Here is an 18,595-nt window from a genome sequence, read left to right on the forward strand (position 1 = left end):
TTGACGACCCGGCGACGACCGCAGCCACGACCGTCACCGCCGCCGCCTCAGTGGAGGACATGCCATGGCACCACAGCGATTCCGCGAGCAGTTCGACCAGATCCAGCGCTCGATGCCGGACGTCCCGCTGGTGATGGGGCCGGACGACTCCGCCGAGTTCTTCTACGAGAAGGGCGTCGTCCTCGCCCGCGACGGCGAGGAGGCCCGCCTCGTCGAGGACACCGTGCGCGACCACTTCACCACCTTCGCGGGTCTCACCCCGGACCAGGTACGCCGGACGAGCCCCGAGACCAACCGCACCGGCATCACCCGCATCCGGGTCGCCGACCCGGGCGAGGGCGACCGGAGCGGCGACGTCGCCGTGGCCAACGCCCTGCGCTCCCTGCGGACGATGGAGGGGCGGGCCGGCCGCCGGCTGATCAGCCGCAACCACGTCGTCTCCATCGCGGTCAACGCCTGCCCCGGGGACGAGCCCATCCCCGTCCCGATCAGCGAGCCGCCCAACCCGGCCGCCGCCGAGACCCCCTACGACGAGGGGACCGCCGTCGGCGTCCTCGTCATCGACACGGGCCTCATGGGCGACTACCGGTCCTACCCGCTGCTCGCGCACACCGACGGCGACGCCCAGCTCAGGGAGTGCGACGACGACGGCGTCCTCCAGCAGTACGTCGGCCACGGCACCTTCATCGCCGGGCTCGTCGCGGCTGTCGCGCCCAACACCGACGTGACCGTCCGCAACACGCTCAACGACGCCGGCGCCATCCTGGAGTCCGAGCTGGGCGAGAAGCTGTTCGAGGCCGTCGACCGCGGCGGCTGGCCCGAGGTCCTCAGCCTCTCCGCCGGCACCTCCAACGGCCGCACCGACGGGCTGCTCGGCGTGCACGCCTTCATGGAGGAACTGCGCGAGCAGCGCACCCTGCTGGTCGCCGCCGCCGGCAACAACGCCAGCGCCACCCCGTTCTGGCCCGCCGCCTACGCCGACCTGCCGGGCTGGGAGAAGTCCGTGCTGTCGGTCGGCGCGCTGCGCGCCGACGGCGAGTTCGGCGCCTGCTTCAGCAACCACGGCGGCTGGGTGAAGGTCTACGCCCCCGGCGAGCGGCTCACCAGCGCCCTCACCGGCTTCGGCACGCCCGTGCCGTACGTCTACCAGCACTCCACCTACGACGCCTGCCGGTACGGCTTCGCCTACGCCTGCACCTGCCAGTACCCCCGGCACAACGGGGTGCTGAGCGAGCCCGGCGAGGCGCCCGCCAAGCCGGACCAGGTGATGTTCGAGGGGCACGCCCAGTGGAGCGGCACCTCCTTCGCCACCCCCGTGGTCGCGGGCCTGGTCGCCTCCCACATGACGGCGCACAAGGAGCGGGACCCGCGCGCGGCCCGGAGGCAACTGCTCGCGGCCAACTCCGAGTACGCGGAGGTACGCGGGGCGCACGTGCCGGCGCTGCTGCCGCCCACCTGGCACCCGGTCACCGTCGAGGCACCGGCCGGCGGGGCGTGAGCGGCCCCGTGCCGGGCGGAACCACCTGCTCCGCGGCGTACGATGACGTGTCGTACACGAGGGGTGGGACCGTGGACCGTGCAGATGTCGGGGTGCTCGTCCAGTTGGCCGCCGACGGGGACGCGGCGGCGTGGAAGTCACTGGTGGACGGGCTGGGCCCGCTGGTGTGGTCCGTCGTGCGGGCCCACGGGCTGTCCGACGCCGACGCGCACGAGGTGTACCAGACCGCCTGGTTCCGCTTCGCCCAGCACCTGGGGCGCATCCGCGAACCGGAGAAGACGGGCTCCTGGCTGGCGAGTACGGCACGGCACGAGTGCCTGAAGCTGATCAGGGCCTCGAAGCGGTGGACACCGACCGACGATCCGCAGCTGCTGGACCGGCCGAGCGAGGAACGCACACCGGAGGAGTCGGTGCTCGACTCCGAGGAGGCCGCCGCGCAGACCGAGCGCGTGCGGCGACTGTGGCAGGAGTTCGAGGAACTGGGCGAGCGCTGCCGCCAGTTGCTCCGGGTACTGATCTCCTCGCCACCACCCAGTTATCAGGAGGTGTCCGCCGCGCTGGGGATCGCGGTGGGCAGCATCGGGCCGATGCGCCAGCGCTGTCTGCGCAGGCTGCGGGCCCGACTCGAGGCACGGGGGACATCATGAGCGACATGCACGACGACGGTTACGACGACGGGCCCTTCGAAGGGCCCGGTGCAGGGTCCGGCGACGGCGCCTTCCCGGACGGCGAGTGGGACACCGGACTGCTGGAGGAGGAACTGCGGCAGGCGGCCGCGATCCTCGACCCGGTCCCGACGGAGCTGCGGCGGATCGCCGTCGACGCCTTCGCCCTGCACGACCTGGACGCCCGCGTCGCCGAGCTGACCTTCGACTCGCTGGTCGACGCCATCCCGGTCAGAGGCGCGAGCGACCCGCCCCGCATGCTGACCTTCAGCGTGGACGAGGTGACCGTCGACGTCGAGGTGACGGCGGAGGGGCTGATCGGACAGGTGCTGCCGCCGGGCCCGGCCCGGATCGAGGTGCTCAGCGGCCCCCGGTCCCACGCACGGCTGACCGCCGACGCCATGGGCCGCTTCACCGGCGAGGCCCCGCCCAGCGGCCCGTTCGCGCTGCGACTGGCCACCGGCCGCGAGGTGGTCGTGACGCAGTGGCTGCGCGCCTGAGGGGCGGTGGTCAGGCCGAGACGGCGTCCACGAGTGCCGCCAGCGAGGCGGCGAGGCGGGACAGTCCCGGCCCGGCCGGGCCGCCCGGTTCGCTCATATAGGTGTCCCGGCGGATCTCCACCATCAGCGCGCCGACCTCGCGCCGCTGCCCGTGGAACTCCAGCGGCACGTACGTCCCGCTGAACGGGCTGTCCAGGCCGGTCTCCCCGCACGGGGCGAACGCCGCCCGGGCCGCGGCGAGCAGCTCGGGCGAGGTGTGGAAACGGTCGGTGCCCAGGCATACCGGCGGGCGCGGGCCGCGACCGTGCAACTCGTAGGGGAGGGGCGCGGTGGGGTAGGAGTGCACGTCGACGATCACGGCCCGTCCGGTGGCGGCGAGCCGCTGGGCGACCGCGCCGGTCATCGCGCGTGCGTAGGGGCGGAAGAACCGCTCGATCAGCGGCGCCGGGTCGGTGCCCTCGGCCCGCAGGACCTCGCGGTGCGTGGTCCGCGTGTACACGGCGCCCATCCCTACGGCCGTCATCTCCTCCCGCTCGTCCGGGAACCGCTCCGGATCGACGACCAGCCGCGACGCCAGGTTCACGAACCGCCAGGGCGTGACCCCGGCCAGCGCGGCCGCCGCCTCGGCGATCCGCGCGGTGTGCGCGTCGGTGATGTGGTCCAGCTCCCGTTCCAGCGCCGGATCGTCCAGGACGATGCCGGTGCGGACGTCGGCCGGGATCTCCCGCGAGGAGTGCGGCACGTGGAGGATCACGGGGGACGTCGCGGCGCCGGGCAGCAGCTCGAAGGTGGGCGGGGCGTCGGTCATGGGGCCGCTCCGTCGTGGGTCGCGGGGTCGACACGGCGGGGTGGACGCAGCGGGGTGCACACAGACGGGCACCCCGTCTCCGCCGCGCGGAAACGGGGTGCCCGCCGGGACGTGCGTCCGGCCTCGAGGATCAGGCGAGGGACGCCAGCGCCTCGTTCCAGGTGGCCGACGGGCGCATGACCTGGGCGGCCTTGGCCGGGTCGGGCTGGTAGTAGCCGCCGATCTCGGCCGGCTCGCCCTGGACGGCGTTCAGCTCCTCGACGATCTTCTGCTCGTTCGCGGAGAGCGTCTCGGCGAGCGGCGCGAAGGCCTTGGCCAGGTCCGCGTCGTCGCTCTGCCCGGCCAGCTCCTGCGCCCAGTACAGGGACAGGAAGAAGTGGCTGCCGCGGTTGTCGATGCCGCCGACGCGACGGGTCGGGGACTTGTCCTCGTTGAGGAAGGTCGCCGTGGCGCGGTCGAGGGCGTCGGCGAGGACCTTGGCGCGGGTGTTGCCGGTGACCTCGGCGTACTGCTCCAGGGACGGCACCAGCGCGAAGAACTCGCCGAGGGAGTCCCAGCGCAGGTAGTTCTCCTTCACGAGCTGCTGCACGTGCTTGGGCGCGGAGCCGCCGGCGCCGGTCTCGAAGAGGCCGCCGCCCGCCATCAGCGGGACGACCGACAGCATCTTGGCGCTGGTGCCCAGCTCCAGGATGGGGAAGAGGTCGGTCAGGTAGTCGCGCAGCACGTTTCCGGTGACGGAGATGGTGTTCTCACCACGGCGGATGCGCTCCACGGACAGCTTGGTCGCCTCCACCGGGGACAGGATCTTGATGTCCAGGCCCTCGGTGTCGTGCTCCGGCAGGTACGCCTTCACCTTGGCGATCAGGTTGGCGTCGTGGGCGCGGCCCTCGTCCAGCCAGAAGACGGCCGGGTCGCCGGTGGCGCGGGCGCGGGTGACGGCCAGCTTCACCCAGTCGCGGATCGGCGCGTCCTTGGTCTGGCAGGCGCGGAAGATGTCGCCGGCGGAGACCGTCTGCTCCAGGACGGCGTTGCCGTCGGCGTCGACCAGGCGGACCGTGCCGGTGGCCGGGATCTCGAAGGTCTTGTCGTGGCTGCCGTACTCCTCGGCCTTCTGCGCCATGAGGCCGACGTTCGGCACCGAGCCCATGGTGGAGGGGTCGTAGGCGCCGTGGGCGCGGCAGTCCTCGATGACGGCCTGGTAGACACCGGCGTAGGAGGAGTCCGGGATGACGGCGAGCGCGTCGTGCTCCTGGCCGTCCGGGCCCCACATGTGGCCGGAGGTGCGGATCATGGCCGGCATGGAGGCGTCGATGATGACGTCCGAGGGCACGTGCAGGTTGGTGATGCCCTTGTCGGAGTCGACCATGGCCAGCTCCGGGCCCTCGGCGAGCTCGGCGTCGAAGGAGGCCTTGATCTCGGCGCCCTCGGGCAGGGACTCCAGGCCCTTGTAGATGCCGCCCAGACCGTCGTTCGGGGTGAGGCCGGCCTTGGCGAGCGCCTCACCGTACTGCGCGAAGGTCTTCGGGAAGAAGGCGCGGACCACGTGGCCGAAGATGATCGGGTCGGAGACCTTCATCATCGTGGCCTTCAGGTGCACCGAGTACAGGATGCCCTCGGCCTTGGCGCGGGCGACCTGCGCCGTGAGGAACTCGCGCAGCGCGGCGACGCGCAGCACGGAGGCGTCCACGACCTCGTCCTTCTTCACCGGTACCGACTCGCGCAGCACCGTGGTGGTGCCGTCGTCGCCGACCAGCTCGATCCGCAGCGCGCCGTCCTCGGCGATCACCACGGACTTCTCGGTGGAGCGGAAGTCGTTCTCGCCCATGGTCGCGACGTTCGTCTTCGACTCGCCGGTCCAGGCGCCCATGCGGTGCGGGTGGTTCTTGGCGTAGTTCTTCACCGAGGCCGGGGCGCGGCGGTCGGAGTTGCCCTCGCGCAGGACCGGGTTGACCGCGGAGCCCTTGACCTTGTCGTAGCGGGCGCGGATGTCGCGCTCCTCGTCGGTCTTCGGGTCGTCCGGGTAGGCCGGCAGCGCGTAGCCCTGGTCCTGGAGCTCGGCGATCGCGGCCTTGAGCTGCGGGATGGACGCCGAGATGTTCGGCAGCTTGATGATGTTGGCCGCGGGGGTCTTGGCCAGCTCGCCGAGCTCCGCGAGGGCGTCCGGGATGCGCTGGTCCTCGGTCAGGTACTCCGGGAACAGGGCGATGATCCGGCCGGCCAGCGAGATGTCGCGGGTCTCGACGGGGACACCCGCCTGCGAGGCGTACGCCCGGATCACCGGCAGGAACGAATACGTCGCCAGGGCCGGGGCCTCGTCAGTGTGCGTATAGATGATGGTCGAGTCAGTCACCGGGTGCTCCGCTCCACGTCTGCAACATTGCTCGACATCAAGATATCTCGTGACCGACCTCGGCTCGACAGGGGTCGCACGGTGATTCCGGACAACCGGCCGCACGGGCCCCTGTCGAACAAGGGAACGAAACGGTACGGGGTCAGGCGAAAGGAACGGCGTCCTCGCCCGTTCGCTGCTGCGGGAAGACCACCGCGCCCTGCTGGAGCGCCACCGTCCGGGCGGGTGCCGGAATACGGATGCCCTCCTCGCGGTAGCGCCGGTGCAGGCGCTTGATGAACTCGTGCTTGATCCGGTACTGGTCGCTGAACTCGCCGACGCCCAGGATCACGGTGAACCCGATCCGCGAGTCGCCGAAGGTGTGGAACCGCACCGCCGGCTCGTGCTCCGGCACCGCCCCGGCGATCTCGGTCATCACCTCGGCGACCACCTCGGTCGTCACCCGCTCCACGTGCTCCAGGTCACTGTCGTAGGAGACACCGGCCTGGACCATGATGGTCAGCTGCTGTTCGGGCCGCATGAAGTTGGTCATGTTCGACTGGGCGAGCTTGCCGTTCGGGATCACGACCAGGTTGTTGGACAGGTCGCGGACCGTGGTCTGCCGCCAGTTGATGTCCTCGACGTAGCCGTCCTCCCCGCTGCTGAGCTGGATGTAGTCACCCGGCTGCACGGTCTTCGAGGCCAGGATGTGGATGCCGGCGAAGAGGTTGGCCAGGGTGTCCTGCAGGGCCAGCGCGACCGCCAGACCGCCCACGCCCAGGGCGGTGAGCAGCGGCGCTATGGAGATGCCCAGGGTCTGCAGCATCACCAGGAAGCCGATGGCGAGCACCAGGATGCGGGTGATGTTCACGAAGATCGTGGCCGAGCCGGCGACCCCGGAGCGGGACGAGGTCACCGTCCGTACCAGGCCGGCGATCACCCGGGCGGCCGTCACCGTCGCCACGAAGATCAACAGGACCGTCAGGATCTGGTTGGTGCCGTGCTGCACCGCGCGCTTCAGCGGCAGCGCCGCCGCGGCACCCGCCACGCCGGCCGAGACGGTCGCCCACGGCACCACCGTCCGCAGGGCGGCCACGATGACGTCGTCCCCGCCCCACCGGGTGCGGTCGGCGTGACCGGCCAGCCAGCGCAGCGCCATGCGCAGGAGAAACGCCCCCGCCAGGCCCGCGGCCAGCGCGATCGCGGCGGGCACCAGGTGGTCCACGGTCAGGTCGTCCGTCACCGGTCGCCTCCAGGGGATACGGCGCGGGCGAAGGCCCTCGCCGACAGCCGGATGTGAAGTTGCGTCACGTCGTCACCTGCTCGATTCCGGGGTGTGCGATCACACCGGTCCGCAAGACAGTTCGACCGGCGCGAGCGTTCATCCTGCCGTATCCGAGGCGGTGGTTCGCACCGCTCGGGGGAGCGGGCGGCCGTACCCCCGCCCACCGCGTTCCCGCGCACCCCGCCGCCGGGCGCGTTCGAGCCCATGGACCGACGGTGGCCCCGAGCCGCCCGGCGGGCGACCGGGCCCACCGCCCTAGATCACCCGCATCCGCACCAGCGCTGCCAGGGTCAGGGCCCCCGGCAGCAGCGGCAGCCAGACCGTGAGGAGCCGGAAGGCGAGCACCACCGCCGTGGCCACGGCCGCCGGGCCGCCCGCCGCGACCAGCGCCACCACCAGCGCCGCCTCGACGGAACCGATACCGCCGGGCGTCGGCACCAGCGCGACCGCGACGGTCGCCGCCAGATAGGCGACCGCCATGAGTGCGACCGGCACCGGCAGCGCCAGCGCCCGCCCCACCAGGACCAGCGCCGCCGCCTGGAGCGCCGGGAAGGCCAGCGCGCCGCCCCACAGGGCCAGCGCCCGCGCCGGGCGGGCGTGCACCGAGCGCGCCTCGCCGAGCGCCGTCCGCAGGAAGGACTCCACCGTCCCGCGCACCCGGGGCACCAGCACCAGCACGCCCGCCGCCACGACCGGCACGGCGCCGACGGCGAGCAGCAGCGGTTGCACGGCCCCCTCGGGCAGCAGGGTGCCCAGCCGCAGCGCGTCGGGGAACGCGATCAGCAGGACGCCCAGCAGGGCCACCCGGCCGACGCTCTCCGCCAGCAGGTACAGGGCGAGGGCGGCCGAGGAACGGGCCAGCGACAGCCCGCACACCGACAGGAACCGCAGGTTGACCGCGCTCGCGCCCAGCCCCGTCGGCAGCAGGTGGTTCGCCGCGCCCGCGGCGAACTGCGTGGCGACCAGGCGCCGGCGGGGCAGCCGTTCCACCACGGCGCCCTGCCGGGTGCAGGCCGCGGCGACCCAGGTCAGACAGGTCGCGCAGGCCGCGGCCAGCAGCCAGGGCCAGCGGGCGGTGGCGAGATGGCCGAAGCCCTCGGAGAGGACCGGCAGGTGCCGCACCGCGACCACGGCCACCAGCAGCAGGGGGAGCAGACAGAAGATCCGCCGGGCCAGGCGGGTACGGCCCTCCCGGCGCACGGGGGCCGGGACGGGGGCGGGGAGGAGGCCGGGGACGGGCTTCCCGGGGATTCGTACCGCTGTCACACCACAAGAGATTCCCCCAGCCGCGCCAACTACGGATGGCCGACGCGCGGACGAGGGCTTACGGACCGCGGGCGACGGGTTCGCCCCCGCGCCCTTGACCTCAAGGAAGATTGAGGTCCTACGGTCCCCGGTATGAGCATGGAGACCACAGCCTGGACCCAGATGTACAGCGTCATGAACGCCGAGCAGGAACGCCGGCCCCTCGCCCGCGCCACGCTGCGCCGCATCATCGCCTTCGCCCACCCGCACCGCCGCCGCATCGCCCGGTTCGTCCTGCTCGGGGTGGCCACCGCGCTGCTCGCCGTCGCCACCCCCGTCCTGGCCGGACGGGTGGTCAACGCGATCGTGGCCGGTGACGACGAGGGCACGGTCGTGCGCCTGGCCCTGTTGATCGCGCTCATCGCGGTCGCGGAGGCGGCCCTCGGCATCCTCTCCCGCAGGCTGTCGGCGGTGCTCGGGGAGGGGCTCATCCTCGATCTGCGCACGGCTGTGTTCGATCATGTGCAGCGCATGCCCGTCGCGTTCTTCACACGTACTCGTACGGGAGCCCTGGTCTCCCGTCTCAACAACGACGTCATCGGCGCCCAGCGCGCCTTCAGCAACACCCTCTCCGGCGTGGTCAGCAACCTCGTCACCCTGCTGCTCACCCTGGCCGTCATGCTCACCCTGTCCTGGCAGATCACCCTGCTCGCGCTGGTGCTGCTCCCGGTGTTCGTGCTCCCCGCCCGGCACATGGGCCGCCGCATGGCCCGCATGCAACGCGAGGCCGCCACCCTGAACGCCGCCATGGGCACCCGCATGACGGAGCGCTTCTCCGCCCCCGGCGCCACCCTGATCAAGCTCTTCGGCCGTCCGGAGGACGAGTCGGTCGAGTTCGCCGAACGCGCCCGCCGCGTCGCGGACATCGGCGTGCGCACCGCCACCGCCCAGGCGGCGTTCATCACCGCGCTCACGCTGGTCTCCGCGCTCGCCCTGGCCCTCGTCTACGGACTCGGCGGTTTCCTCGCCCTGCGCGGCACCCTGGACGCCGGCGCCGTCGTGGCGCTGGCGCTGCTCCTGACCCGGCTGTACGCGCCGCTCACCGCGCTGGCCGGCGCCCGCGTCGAGGTGATGAGCGCCCTCGTCAGCTTCGAGCGGGTCTTCGAGGTACTGGACCTGACCCCGCTCATCGACGAGAAGCCCGACGCCCGCCCGGTCCCCGAGGGCCCGGTCGCCGTCGAGTTCGACGACGTCCGCTTCGGCTACCCGTCCGCCGACAAGGTCTCCCTGGCCTCCCTCGAGGAGGTCGCCTCCCTGGACACCCGCGGCGGCGCCGAGGTCCTGCACGGCCTCTCCTTCCGCGCCGAGCCCGGCCAGACCGTCGCGCTCGTCGGCTCCTCCGGCGCGGGCAAGTCGACCATCGCCCAGCTGCTGCCGCGCCTGTACGACACCGACGGCGGAACCGTGCGCGTCGGCGGCGTCGACGTCCGCGACCTGAGCGCGCGCTCCCTGCGCGACACCGTGGGCATGGTCACCCAGGACGGCCACCTCTTCCACGACACGGTCCGCGCCAACCTGCTGCTGGCCCGGCCCGGGGCCACCGACACCGAGCTGTGGGACGCGCTGGGCCGCGCCCGTCTGGTCGATCTCGTACGGTCCCTGCCCGGCGGCCTCGACACCGTGGTCGGCGAGCGCGGCTACCGCCTCTCCGGAGGCGAGCGCCAGCGCATGACGATCGCCCGGCTGCTGCTGGCCCGCCAGCGCGTCGTCATCCTCGACGAGGCCACCGCCCACCTCGACAACACCTCCGAGGCGGCCGTCCAGGAGGCCCTGACCGAAGCCCTGGCGGACCGGACCGCCGTGGTGATCGCCCACCGGCTGTCCACGATCCGGGCGGCCGACCAGATCCTGGTGGTCGAGGCCGGCCGCATCGTGGAACGCGGCACCCACGACGAACTCGTCACCGCCGGCGGCCGCTACGCCCAGCTGCACCGCACCCAGTTCGGACGGCGGACACCGGACGAGGCGGAGCAGGCGGCCTGAGGGGCCGGGCCCGCGCGGGCCCGGGCCGGGGCGGCCGCTCTCAGGAGCCGGCCGCCCCGGCCCGCACCGGCAGGTCCTGTTCGGCCCAGACGACCTTCCCCTGGGGCGTACGGCAGGAGCCCCAGCGCCGGCACAGCATGTTGATCAGCTGGAGGCCGCGCCCGCTCTCGTCGCCCACGTCGGCGTGCTGGATCTGCGGCAGGTCCGGCCCGGAGTCGGAGACCTCCACCGAGAGACGCTCGTCGCGCAGCAGCCGCAGCTCACCGGGGGCGTTCCCGTACCGCAGGGCGTTGCCGACCAGCTCGCTGACCACCAGCTCCGTCGTGTCGACCAGGTCGTGCAGGCCCCACTTCGCCAACTGCTCCCGCACCGCGGTACGGGCCTGCCCGGCGGCCTTGCCGTCCGGCGGCAGCGTCCGGACGTACACGGCGCCGTCGGGGCCGAGCGGCCGGGCGCCGGCGACCAGGACGATCGCGTCGTCGGACCGGTCGCCGCCGACCCGCTCGATGATCGACCGGCCCGTCGTGCCGTCCCCCGGCGCACCACCCCCGACCGCCTCGCGCAGCCGGTCCAGCCGCGTCTCGAGATCGGCGGCGCGCGACCTGATCAGACCGTCCGTGTACAGCGTCAGCCGGCCCCGCTCGGGCACGGGGCAGTCGACCGGGTCGTACGGGATCACCCCCGCGCCCAGCGGCGCCCCGACGGGTACGTCCAGGAACGAGGCGATGCCGTCGGGCCCGGTCAGCAGCGGTGGTGGGTGACCGGCGCTGGCGATGCGGAACGTGCTGCCGTACGGGTCGTAGACCGCGCACAGACAGGTGGCGACCTGGTCTTCCTCCAGGTCGCGGGCGGCCAGGTCCAGCCGGGCCAGCAGCCGTTCGGGCGCGATGTCGAGCGCCATCAGCGTCCGGGCCACCGTGCGCAGCCTGCCCATCGTCGCGGCGGCGGCCAGGCCGCGGCCCATGACGTCGCCCACCATCAGCGCGGTCCGGCCGCTGGGCAGGGCGACGACGTCGAACCAGTCGCCGCCCACGGCGGCCGGATCACCGGCCGGGTCGTAGCACGAGGACACGTCGAGTCCGGGTGTGCTCGGACTGGACCGGGGGAGGAGGGCCCGCTGGAGCGTGACCACGTGCTCGTGCTCGCGCCCGTAGAGCCGGGCGTTGTCGATGTACAGGGCGGCCCGCGACGCCAGCTCCGTGACCAGTGCCACGTCGGCCTGGGTGAACGGTGTCCGGCTGCCGGCCCGGACGAAGTCGGCCAGGCCCAGCAGCACCCCCCGGGCGATCAGCGGCACCGCCAGGTACGAGTGCACGCCGGCGCGGCGCATCAGGTCGGCCGCCTTCCGGCTGGGCGCCACCGCGTCGAAGTCCGACGGCCGCATGCGCGCGACCAGGACGGGTTTGCGCGTGGTCAGGCACGTACGCACCAGCCGGTCGGCGGTGTACACGGACAGCTCACCGACCAGGTCCGGCGCGAGATCCAGCCCCGGGATCTCGGAGACCGCCATGGCCCGCAGCTCGGGCGTGCCGGTCGAGCCCTCGAAGCGGTCGACCTCCTGGAACCGGAGCACGGACTCCAGCAGGTCCACCGCGCAGCCGTCGGCCAGTTCCGGCACGGTGAAGCCGGCCAGTTCCTCGGCCGTCCGGCGCAGGTCCAGGGTGGTCCCGATGCGCATGCCGGCCTCGTTCAGCCAGGCCAGCCGGCGCCGGGCGCGCACCGCCTCGGTCACCGGGTGCAGCGCGGCCTTCAGCGCGCGGCGACGGCCGTAGAAGGGCTCGGCTGGCCGACGGGCCCCGCGCAGCCAGGATCGTTCCCGCACGCGTCGCCTCCTCCCAGGGCCTCCTCCCCCCGATTCTGCCCTGCTTGCGGAAGACCGGCGACGGCGAGGACCGGCCCGGTGGACCCGCCCGCCCGGGAGGGCCCACCGGCAGCACCTCAGTCGCGCAGCCACACCGCGGTGTCCCGCGGCAGCCGCCCGTGCTCGTCGAGGGGTCCGCTGCCCAGCAGGAGCGCGCCGTGTGCGGGCAGCGCCACCGGCTCGGCGGACAGGTTGACGACACAGGTCAGGCCCGCCGCCCGCCGGAACGCGAGGACGCCGTGCGGCGCCGGCAGCCAGTGCAGCGGGCCGTCGCCGAAACCGTCGGTGGAGCGCCGCAGGAGCAGTGCCCGGCGGTAGAGGGACAGCATCGACTCCGGATCGGCTTCCTGGCGGTCGGCCGCGTACGCCGACCAGCCCTCCGGCTGCGGCAGCCACGGCTCCGTCTCCGAGCCGAAGCCGCAGTACGGTGCGTCGGCCGACCACGGCAGCGGGACCCGGCAGCCGTCCCGGCCCGGATCGACGCCGCCGGAGCGGAAGTGCATGGGGTCCTGGATGCGGTCCAGCGGGACGTCGGCCTCGGGCAGACCGAGTTCCTCCCCCTGGTACACGTAGACGGACCCGGGCAGGGCCAGCGTCAGCAGCGCGGCGGCCCTGGCCCGCCGGGTGCCCAGGGACAGGTCGGTGGGCGTGCCGAAGGCCTTCCGCGCGAAGTCGAAACCGGTGTCCTCGCGGCCGTACCGGGTCACGGTGCGGGTGACGTCGTGGTTGCAGAGCACCCAGGTGGCGGGGGCGCCGACCGGCGCGTGCTCGGCCAGGGTGTCGTCGATGGTGCGGCGCAGCCGGTCCGCCTCCCAGGGGCAGGAGAGGAAGTTGAAGTTGAAGGCCGTGTGCAGTTCGTCGGGGCGCAGGTAGCGGGCGAAGCGCTCGGCGTCGGGCAGCCACACCTCGCCCACGAAGACCGCCCCGTACGCGTCGGCGACGGTCCGCCAGGAGCGGTAGATGTCGTGGAGTTCGTCCTGGTCGATGTACGGGTGCGGGTCGACGCCCTCCTCGAAGTCCGCGAGCGCGGGGTCCTTCGCCAGCAGCGCGGCGGAGTCGATGCGCACCCCCGCGACCCCGCGCTCGAACCAGAAGCGCAGCACGTCCTCGTGCTCCCGGCGCACCTCGGGGTGGGCCCAGTTGAGGTCGGGCTGCTCCGGGGTGAACAGGTGCAGGTACCACTCGCCGTCCGGGACCCTGGTCCAGGTGCGGCCGGAGAACTGGGAGGGCCAGTCGTTGGGCGGCAGGTCGCCGCCCGGGCCGCGGCCGGGCCGGAAGTGGAACCGCTCCCGCTCGGCGCTGCCGGGCCCGGCGGCCAGCGCCTCCCGGAACCAGGCGTGCTGGTCCGAGACGTGGTTGGGGACGATGTCGACGATGGTGCGGATGCCCAGCTCCCGGGCTTCGGCGATCAGCTTCTCGGCCTCGCCGAGGGTGCCGAAGGCCGGGTCGATGGTGCGGTAGTCGGCGACGTCGTAGCCGCCGTCGACGAGCGGGGAGACGTACCAGGGGGTGAACCACACCGCGTCCACGCCGAGTTCGGCGAGGTAGGGCAGTCTCGCCCGGACGCCCGCGAGGTCACCGGTGCCGTCGCCGTCGCCGTCGGCGAAACTGCGGGGGTACACCTGGTAGATGACGGCGTCGCGCCACCAGTCGGCGGTGCGGGGCGGGTTGGGGGCTGCCACGTGACGGTCCTTTCGGGCAGGGTGGATCTTCGCCGCCGGCCCGGACAGGGCGGGGCGTCGGACGGGCCGGCGGCGAAGGCTGACGGGGACGGTCCGGACGGGTGGGGCCTCAGCCCTTGAGTCCGCCGGCGGTGAGTCCGCTCATGATGTTGCGCTGGAAGATCAGGAAGATGATCAGGGTCGGCAGCGAGGCCATGGTCAGCGCGGCGATCAGCACGTTGACGGGCACACCGTTGGACAGGGAGTAGATGCCGACGTTCAGCGTCTGCTTGGCGGGGTCGGGCAGCGTCAGCATGGGCCAGAGGAAGTCCTTCCAGACGCCCACGACCGCGAAGATGGAGACCACGCCGAGGATCGGCCGCGAGATGGGCAGGACGATCGACCGGAGCGTACGCAGCGGCGAGGCGCCGTCCATGGACGCGGCGTCCAGCAGCTCCCTCGGGATCGAGTCGAAGAAGCGCTTCAGCAGGAAGATGTTGAAGGCGTTGGTCACCGACGGCAGCCAGATCGCCCACGGGGTGTTCAGCAGGTTGCGCTCGAAGATCGGCACGTCGAGCACCGTGAGGTACTGCGGTACGACCAGCACTGTCGCCGGGATCATCAGCGTCGCCAGCATCATGCCGAGGATGGCCTTGCCGAGGACCGGGCGCAGCTTGGACAGCGAGTAGGCCGCCGCCACGTCGAACACCAGCTGGAAGGCGAGCGCGCCGAAGGCGTAGTACAGCGTGTTCCCGAGCAGGCCCGCCAGGTCCATGACGTTCCAGGCCTGCGTGTAGTTGTCGGACTCAAAGGACTCGGGGATCAGCGTCGGCGGGGTGCGGACCGCTTCCTGCGTGTCCTTGAAGCCGCTGGACACCATCCAGTACATCGGGCCGAGGAAGACCACGGTGAACACCGTGACGACCAGGCCGAAGGAGAGCCAGTACAGGCGCTTGCCGCGTGGCCGGGCGAGCACGGCCGGCGAGATGAGGGTGCGTGTGGACATCGGTTCTTCCCCCGGCCTACTCGTCCTCGGCGCGGGTCAGCCTCACGTAGACCGCCGAGACACCGGCGAGGAGTACGAGAAGCAGCAGACCGAGGGCGGCCGCGGCGCCGTAGTTGTTGAAGTTGAAGGCGTACTGGTAGATCAGGTAGACGACGGTGGTGGTCGAGCCCTCGGGGCCGGCCCCGCCGGTGAGCAGGAAGGGTTCCACGAAGACCTGCATGGTGGCGATGACCTGCATGAGCAGCATCAGCGCGAGGATGAGCCGGGTCTGCGGGATCGTCACGTGCCAGATCTTGCGCAGCAGGCCGGCGCCGTCGAGTTCGGCCGCCTCGTACAGCTCGCCGGGGATGCCCTGGAGCGCGGCGAGGTAGATGAGGGCCGCGCCGCCCATGTTCATCCACGTCGAGGCGACGACGACGGAGAGCATGGACAGGTCCGGGTCCTGGAGCCACTGCTGCTCCGGCAGGCCGACGGAACCGAGCAGCTCGTTGAGCAGGCCGTAGCCGGGGTCGTACAGGTACTTGAAGAGCAGGACGGCGGCGACCGGCGGCAGCATCACGGGCAGGTAGACCAGCAGCCGCAGGTAGCCCTTGCCGTGCCGGAGTTCGTTGATGACCAGCGCGACGACGAAGGGCACCGCGAAGCCGAGGACGAGGGCCAGGACGGTGAAGAGCAGGGTGTTGCGCCAGGCCTGCCAGAAGGCCGGGTCGTCGAAGACCGTGCGCAGGTTGTCCAGGCCGACCCAGGAGACCTCGCCCTGGTCCGTCGTCTGGAAGGCGAGGAGGAACTCCCGGACCATCGGGTACCAGGAGAAGAACGCGAAGCACAGGACCGCGCCGATGAGGAAGCCGTGCGCGGTGAGGTTGCGCCGCAGGCTCCTGGTGAAGGACCCGGGCGCGGGCGCGCGGTCCGGCGGCGGCTGGGGGTGGCGGGATCCCACCACCTTGCTCGGGGTCAGGCTGGGGGCCGACATCGTCGCTCCTTGGGACTGATCTCATGGGCCCCGGGGGGCGGTGCGGCCCGCCCCCCGAGGGAGCCGGTCACTGCGTGGCCAGGACCTGGTCGACCTGCTGCTCGGCGGTGGAGAGCAGCTTGTCGATGTCGGCGTCCTCGTTGGTGAGGAGGCCGGACATCACGTTGTCCAGGACCTTGTAGACCTCCTGGGCCTTCGGCGGCTCGGCCTTGCCCGGGACCGGGGCGTCCATGAACGCCTTGAAGTTCGCGACCGGCATGGTGGCGTGCTCGATGCGGGCCGCGTCGTCCTCGGTCTTCGACCCGTTCAGCCAGAAGTTGGGCTGGGGGAGCCCGACCGGCAGCTTGTCGGCCTTCTTGCGGGCCCAGTCGAACTGGCCCTTGCCGACGGTGAGGTTCTTGAAGTTCAGCCAGGCGACGGCCGCCTTGATCTTGTCGGCGGAGATCCCCTTCTTGATCATGTAGCCGTTGCCGCCGGCGAGGGTGTTCTTCGTGCCCGGGATCGGCCCCATGCCGAAGTTCTCGTAGTCGGCGCCGAGCTGCTGCACCATGTACGTGATGTCGTCGGGCGCGGCGAGGAACATGCCGAGCTTGTCGGTGGCGATCTGCTTCTGGAGGTCGCCCCACTTGAGCAGCTGGGTCTTGCCCATGCTCTCGTCCTCCCAGCGCATGGCGTGGAGGTTCTCGGCGACCTGCTTGCCGATCGCGTCGTTGAACGCCGCCTTCCTGCCGCTCTCGTCGACGACCTCGCCGCCGAGGCTGTACATCTGCGCGGTGAAGTGCCAGCCGCCGGTGTTGCCGGCGCTGTACTCGCCGAAACCGGCGATGCCGTCGCCCAGGCCGGATATCTTCTCGGCTGCGGTGCGCACCTCGGCCCAGGTACGCGGCGGGCTGTCCGGGTCGAGGCCGGCCTTCTCGAAGAGCCCCCGGTTGACCAGCAGTCCCATCGTGTAGTTGCTCTCCGGGAGCCCGTAGAGCTTGTTGGCGTGCTTGAGCTGACCGATGACGTTCGGGTCGATGTCCTTGAGCGCGGGGACCGTCTTGTCGTTGACGTACGCGGTGATGTCCTCGGCGCCGTCGTTGTCCAGTACCTGGGGCAGGTCGGTGAAGTACGTGTAGAAGACGTCGGGCTGGGACTTGGCCTTGAGCATCGCGGTGAAGCGCGGCGGTTCCAGACACTGGCCCGGGGTGGAGCGGCCGTCGATGGTGACGTTCGGGTAGATCTTGTTGAACGCCTTGACGTCCTCCTTCCACTCCTTCAGCTCGGCCGCCTTCGCCGCCGGGGGCATGCAGTCGATGGTGATCGTCACCTTGGTCTTCGGGTCCAGTGGAGCGGCCGGGTCGGAGGACCCGCTGCCGCCTTCGGAACCGCCGCCGTCATCACTGCTGCTCGTGCCGCAGGCGGCCAGAGCGGTCAGGGTGAGAGCGGAGACGAGCGTGATGGCGCCGGCACGGCGGGTACGGCGGAACCGAGCACTTCTCATGGGTGGTCCCCTTCGGGCATGAACGAGGAAGGCGCCCCACCGCCGATGCGTTGTGGGGCGCCGCACACTCAACCACCGTGAACAAGTGAACGCAATATCTCGCGCTGATTTCGTAATTGCTCGACAGCCCGTTGAAGATGTTGAGGTTCTCGCTATCGGGCGGCCACCTGTGCCGTCGATCCCCGAACGACGAGTTCCGGTTCGAAGAGCAGTTCCCTGTGCGGGACTTCGGTGCCCTGGATCTGGGCGCAGAGGAGGTCGACGGCGGCGCGTCCCATGGCCTCGATGGGTTGGCGGACGGTGGTGAGGGGTGGTTCGGTGCAGGTCATGAAGGCGGAGTCGTCGTAGCCGACGACGGAGACGTCGTGGGGTACGTGCAGGCCGCGTCGGCGGGCGGCGCGGACGGCGCCGAGGGCGAGGGGGTCGCTGGCGCAGATGATGCCGGTGACCCCGCGCTCCAGGAGGCGGGAGGCGGCTGCCTGCCCGCCCTCCAGGGAGAACATCGAGCGCTCGACGAACTCCTCGGGCAGTGCGGCGCCCAGGGCCTGCGCCGCCTCCCGCGCGGCAGCCAGCTTCCGGCGGGAGGGGATGTGGTCGCCGGGGCCGAGCACCAGCCCGATGCGCTCGTGCCCGAGGGAGACCAGGTGCCGCCAGGACTGCTCGACGGCCACCGCGTCGTCACAGGCGATGCACGGGAAGTCGAGGTTCTCGATGGAGGCGTTGATGAGTACGACGGGGATGTTGCGTTCGGCGAGGAGGCGGTAGTGGTCGTGCGGGGCGTCGGCCTGGGCGAAGAGCCCGCCGGCGAAGACGACGCCCGACACCTGCTGCTGGAGGAGCAGTTCGACGTAGTCGGCCTCGGAGACGCCGCCCTTGGTCTGGGTGCACAGCACCGGCGTCAGCCCCTGCTGGGCGAGCGCGCCCCCGATGACCTCGGCGAACGCGGGGAAGATCGGGTTCTGCAGCTCGGGCAGGACCAGCCCCACCAGCCGGGCCCGCTCGCCCCGCAGCTGCGTCGGGCGCTCGTACCCGAGGACGTCCAGCGCGCTCAGCACGGACTGCCGGGTCGCCTCGGACACCCCGGGCTTGCCATTGAGGACCCGGCTGACCGTGGCCTCGCTGACCCCGACCTTCTTCGCCACCTGAGCAAGTCGTCGCGTCACGAATGCAAGACTAGCGCAAGCTCCTGCAAGGAGCTTGCGCCAATCGTTGAACTGCCCGACAGGAGAACGCGTCGG

Annotated in this window: 14 protein-coding genes; 4 read left to right on the forward strand and 10 right to left on the reverse strand. The window is 71.9% G+C overall.

Annotation, left to right across the window (positions count from 1 at the left end; genetic code table 11):
- The first annotated feature begins 64 nt into the window (after positions 1–64).
- The 3 genes from ACGF5T_RS21305 (at position 65) to ACGF5T_RS21315 (ending at position 2,663) form a co-directional block, all read left to right on the forward strand.
- A complete protein-coding gene (locus ACGF5T_RS21305; RefSeq protein WP_356611838.1) occupies positions 65–1,498 on the forward strand; it encodes a S8/S53 family peptidase in 1,434 nt (477 codons plus the stop codon).
- 71 nt (positions 1,499–1,569) lie between these two features.
- A complete protein-coding gene (locus tag ACGF5T_RS21310) occupies positions 1,570–2,145 on the forward strand; it encodes an RNA polymerase sigma factor (protein WP_053140199.1) in 576 nt (191 codons plus the stop codon).
- A complete protein-coding gene (locus tag ACGF5T_RS21315) occupies positions 2,142–2,663 on the forward strand; it encodes a hypothetical protein (RefSeq protein WP_361018149.1) in 522 nt (173 codons plus the stop codon). The genes ACGF5T_RS21310 and ACGF5T_RS21315 overlap by 4 nt, the downstream gene beginning before the upstream one ends.
- Positions 2,664–2,673: 10 nt before the next feature.
- Here the strand turns inward: ACGF5T_RS21315 and ACGF5T_RS21320 are convergent, their stop codons facing one another.
- From ACGF5T_RS21320 to ACGF5T_RS21335, 4 genes are all read right to left on the reverse strand, one after another.
- Positions 2,674–3,471, reverse strand: a complete 798-nt coding sequence (locus ACGF5T_RS21320; protein WP_366768144.1) for an N-formylglutamate amidohydrolase — start codon at positions 3,469–3,471, stop codon at positions 2,674–2,676.
- A gap of 130 nt (positions 3,472–3,601) precedes the next feature.
- Entirely contained in the window at positions 3,602–5,821 is a 2,220-nt protein-coding gene (locus ACGF5T_RS21325) for an NADP-dependent isocitrate dehydrogenase (RefSeq protein WP_366768143.1), read from the reverse strand.
- 142 nt (positions 5,822–5,963) lie between these two features.
- The gene (locus ACGF5T_RS21330) at positions 5,964–7,043 is read right to left on the reverse strand and encodes a mechanosensitive ion channel family protein (RefSeq protein ID WP_366768142.1); all 1,080 of its coding nucleotides are present in this window, start codon (positions 7,041–7,043) and stop codon (positions 5,964–5,966) included.
- A 297-nt stretch (positions 7,044–7,340) separates the two neighbouring features.
- Entirely contained in the window at positions 7,341–8,240 is a 900-nt protein-coding gene (locus ACGF5T_RS21335; RefSeq protein ID WP_366768162.1) for a lysylphosphatidylglycerol synthase domain-containing protein, read from the reverse strand.
- Positions 8,241–8,489: 249 nt separating this feature from the next.
- Between ACGF5T_RS21335 and ACGF5T_RS21340 the strand changes: the two genes are divergently transcribed.
- Positions 8,490–10,373, forward strand: coding sequence for an ABC transporter ATP-binding protein (locus ACGF5T_RS21340; RefSeq protein ID WP_366768161.1), 1,884 nt, complete (start codon positions 8,490–8,492; stop codon positions 10,371–10,373).
- Positions 10,374–10,413: 40 nt separating this feature from the next.
- Here the strand turns inward: ACGF5T_RS21340 and ACGF5T_RS21345 are convergent, their stop codons facing one another.
- The 6 genes from ACGF5T_RS21345 to ACGF5T_RS21370 all read right to left on the reverse strand — a co-directional run bounded on the left by ACGF5T_RS21345 (position 10,414) and on the right by ACGF5T_RS21370 (position 18,520).
- Positions 10,414–12,195, reverse strand: a complete 1,782-nt coding sequence (locus ACGF5T_RS21345; protein ID WP_356611827.1) for a SpoIIE family protein phosphatase — start codon at positions 12,193–12,195, stop codon at positions 10,414–10,416.
- A 116-nt stretch (positions 12,196–12,311) separates the two neighbouring features.
- Positions 12,312–13,916, reverse strand: coding sequence for a glycoside hydrolase family 13 protein (locus ACGF5T_RS21350; RefSeq protein ID WP_356611825.1), 1,605 nt, complete (start codon positions 13,914–13,916; stop codon positions 12,312–12,314).
- A gap of 109 nt (positions 13,917–14,025) precedes the next feature.
- Entirely contained in the window at positions 14,026–14,901 is an 876-nt protein-coding gene (locus ACGF5T_RS21355) for a carbohydrate ABC transporter permease (RefSeq protein ID WP_361018158.1), read from the reverse strand.
- 16 nt (positions 14,902–14,917) lie between these two features.
- Positions 14,918–15,874, reverse strand: a complete 957-nt coding sequence (locus ACGF5T_RS21360; protein ID WP_366768141.1) for a sugar ABC transporter permease — start codon at positions 15,872–15,874, stop codon at positions 14,918–14,920.
- A gap of 67 nt (positions 15,875–15,941) precedes the next feature.
- On the reverse strand, positions 15,942–17,357 hold the full coding sequence (locus ACGF5T_RS21365) for an extracellular solute-binding protein (RefSeq protein WP_356611819.1): 1,416 nt from the start codon (positions 17,355–17,357) through the stop codon (positions 15,942–15,944).
- A 152-nt stretch (positions 17,358–17,509) separates the two neighbouring features.
- The gene (locus tag ACGF5T_RS21370) at positions 17,510–18,520 is read right to left on the reverse strand and encodes a LacI family DNA-binding transcriptional regulator (protein ID WP_392888800.1); all 1,011 of its coding nucleotides are present in this window, start codon (positions 18,518–18,520) and stop codon (positions 17,510–17,512) included.
- Positions 18,521–18,595 lie beyond the last annotated feature (75 nt).

The organism is Streptomyces sp. NPDC047853 (assembly GCF_043204535.1).
In the GTDB taxonomy this organism is placed as follows: domain Bacteria; phylum Actinomycetota; class Actinomycetes; order Streptomycetales; family Streptomycetaceae; genus Streptomyces.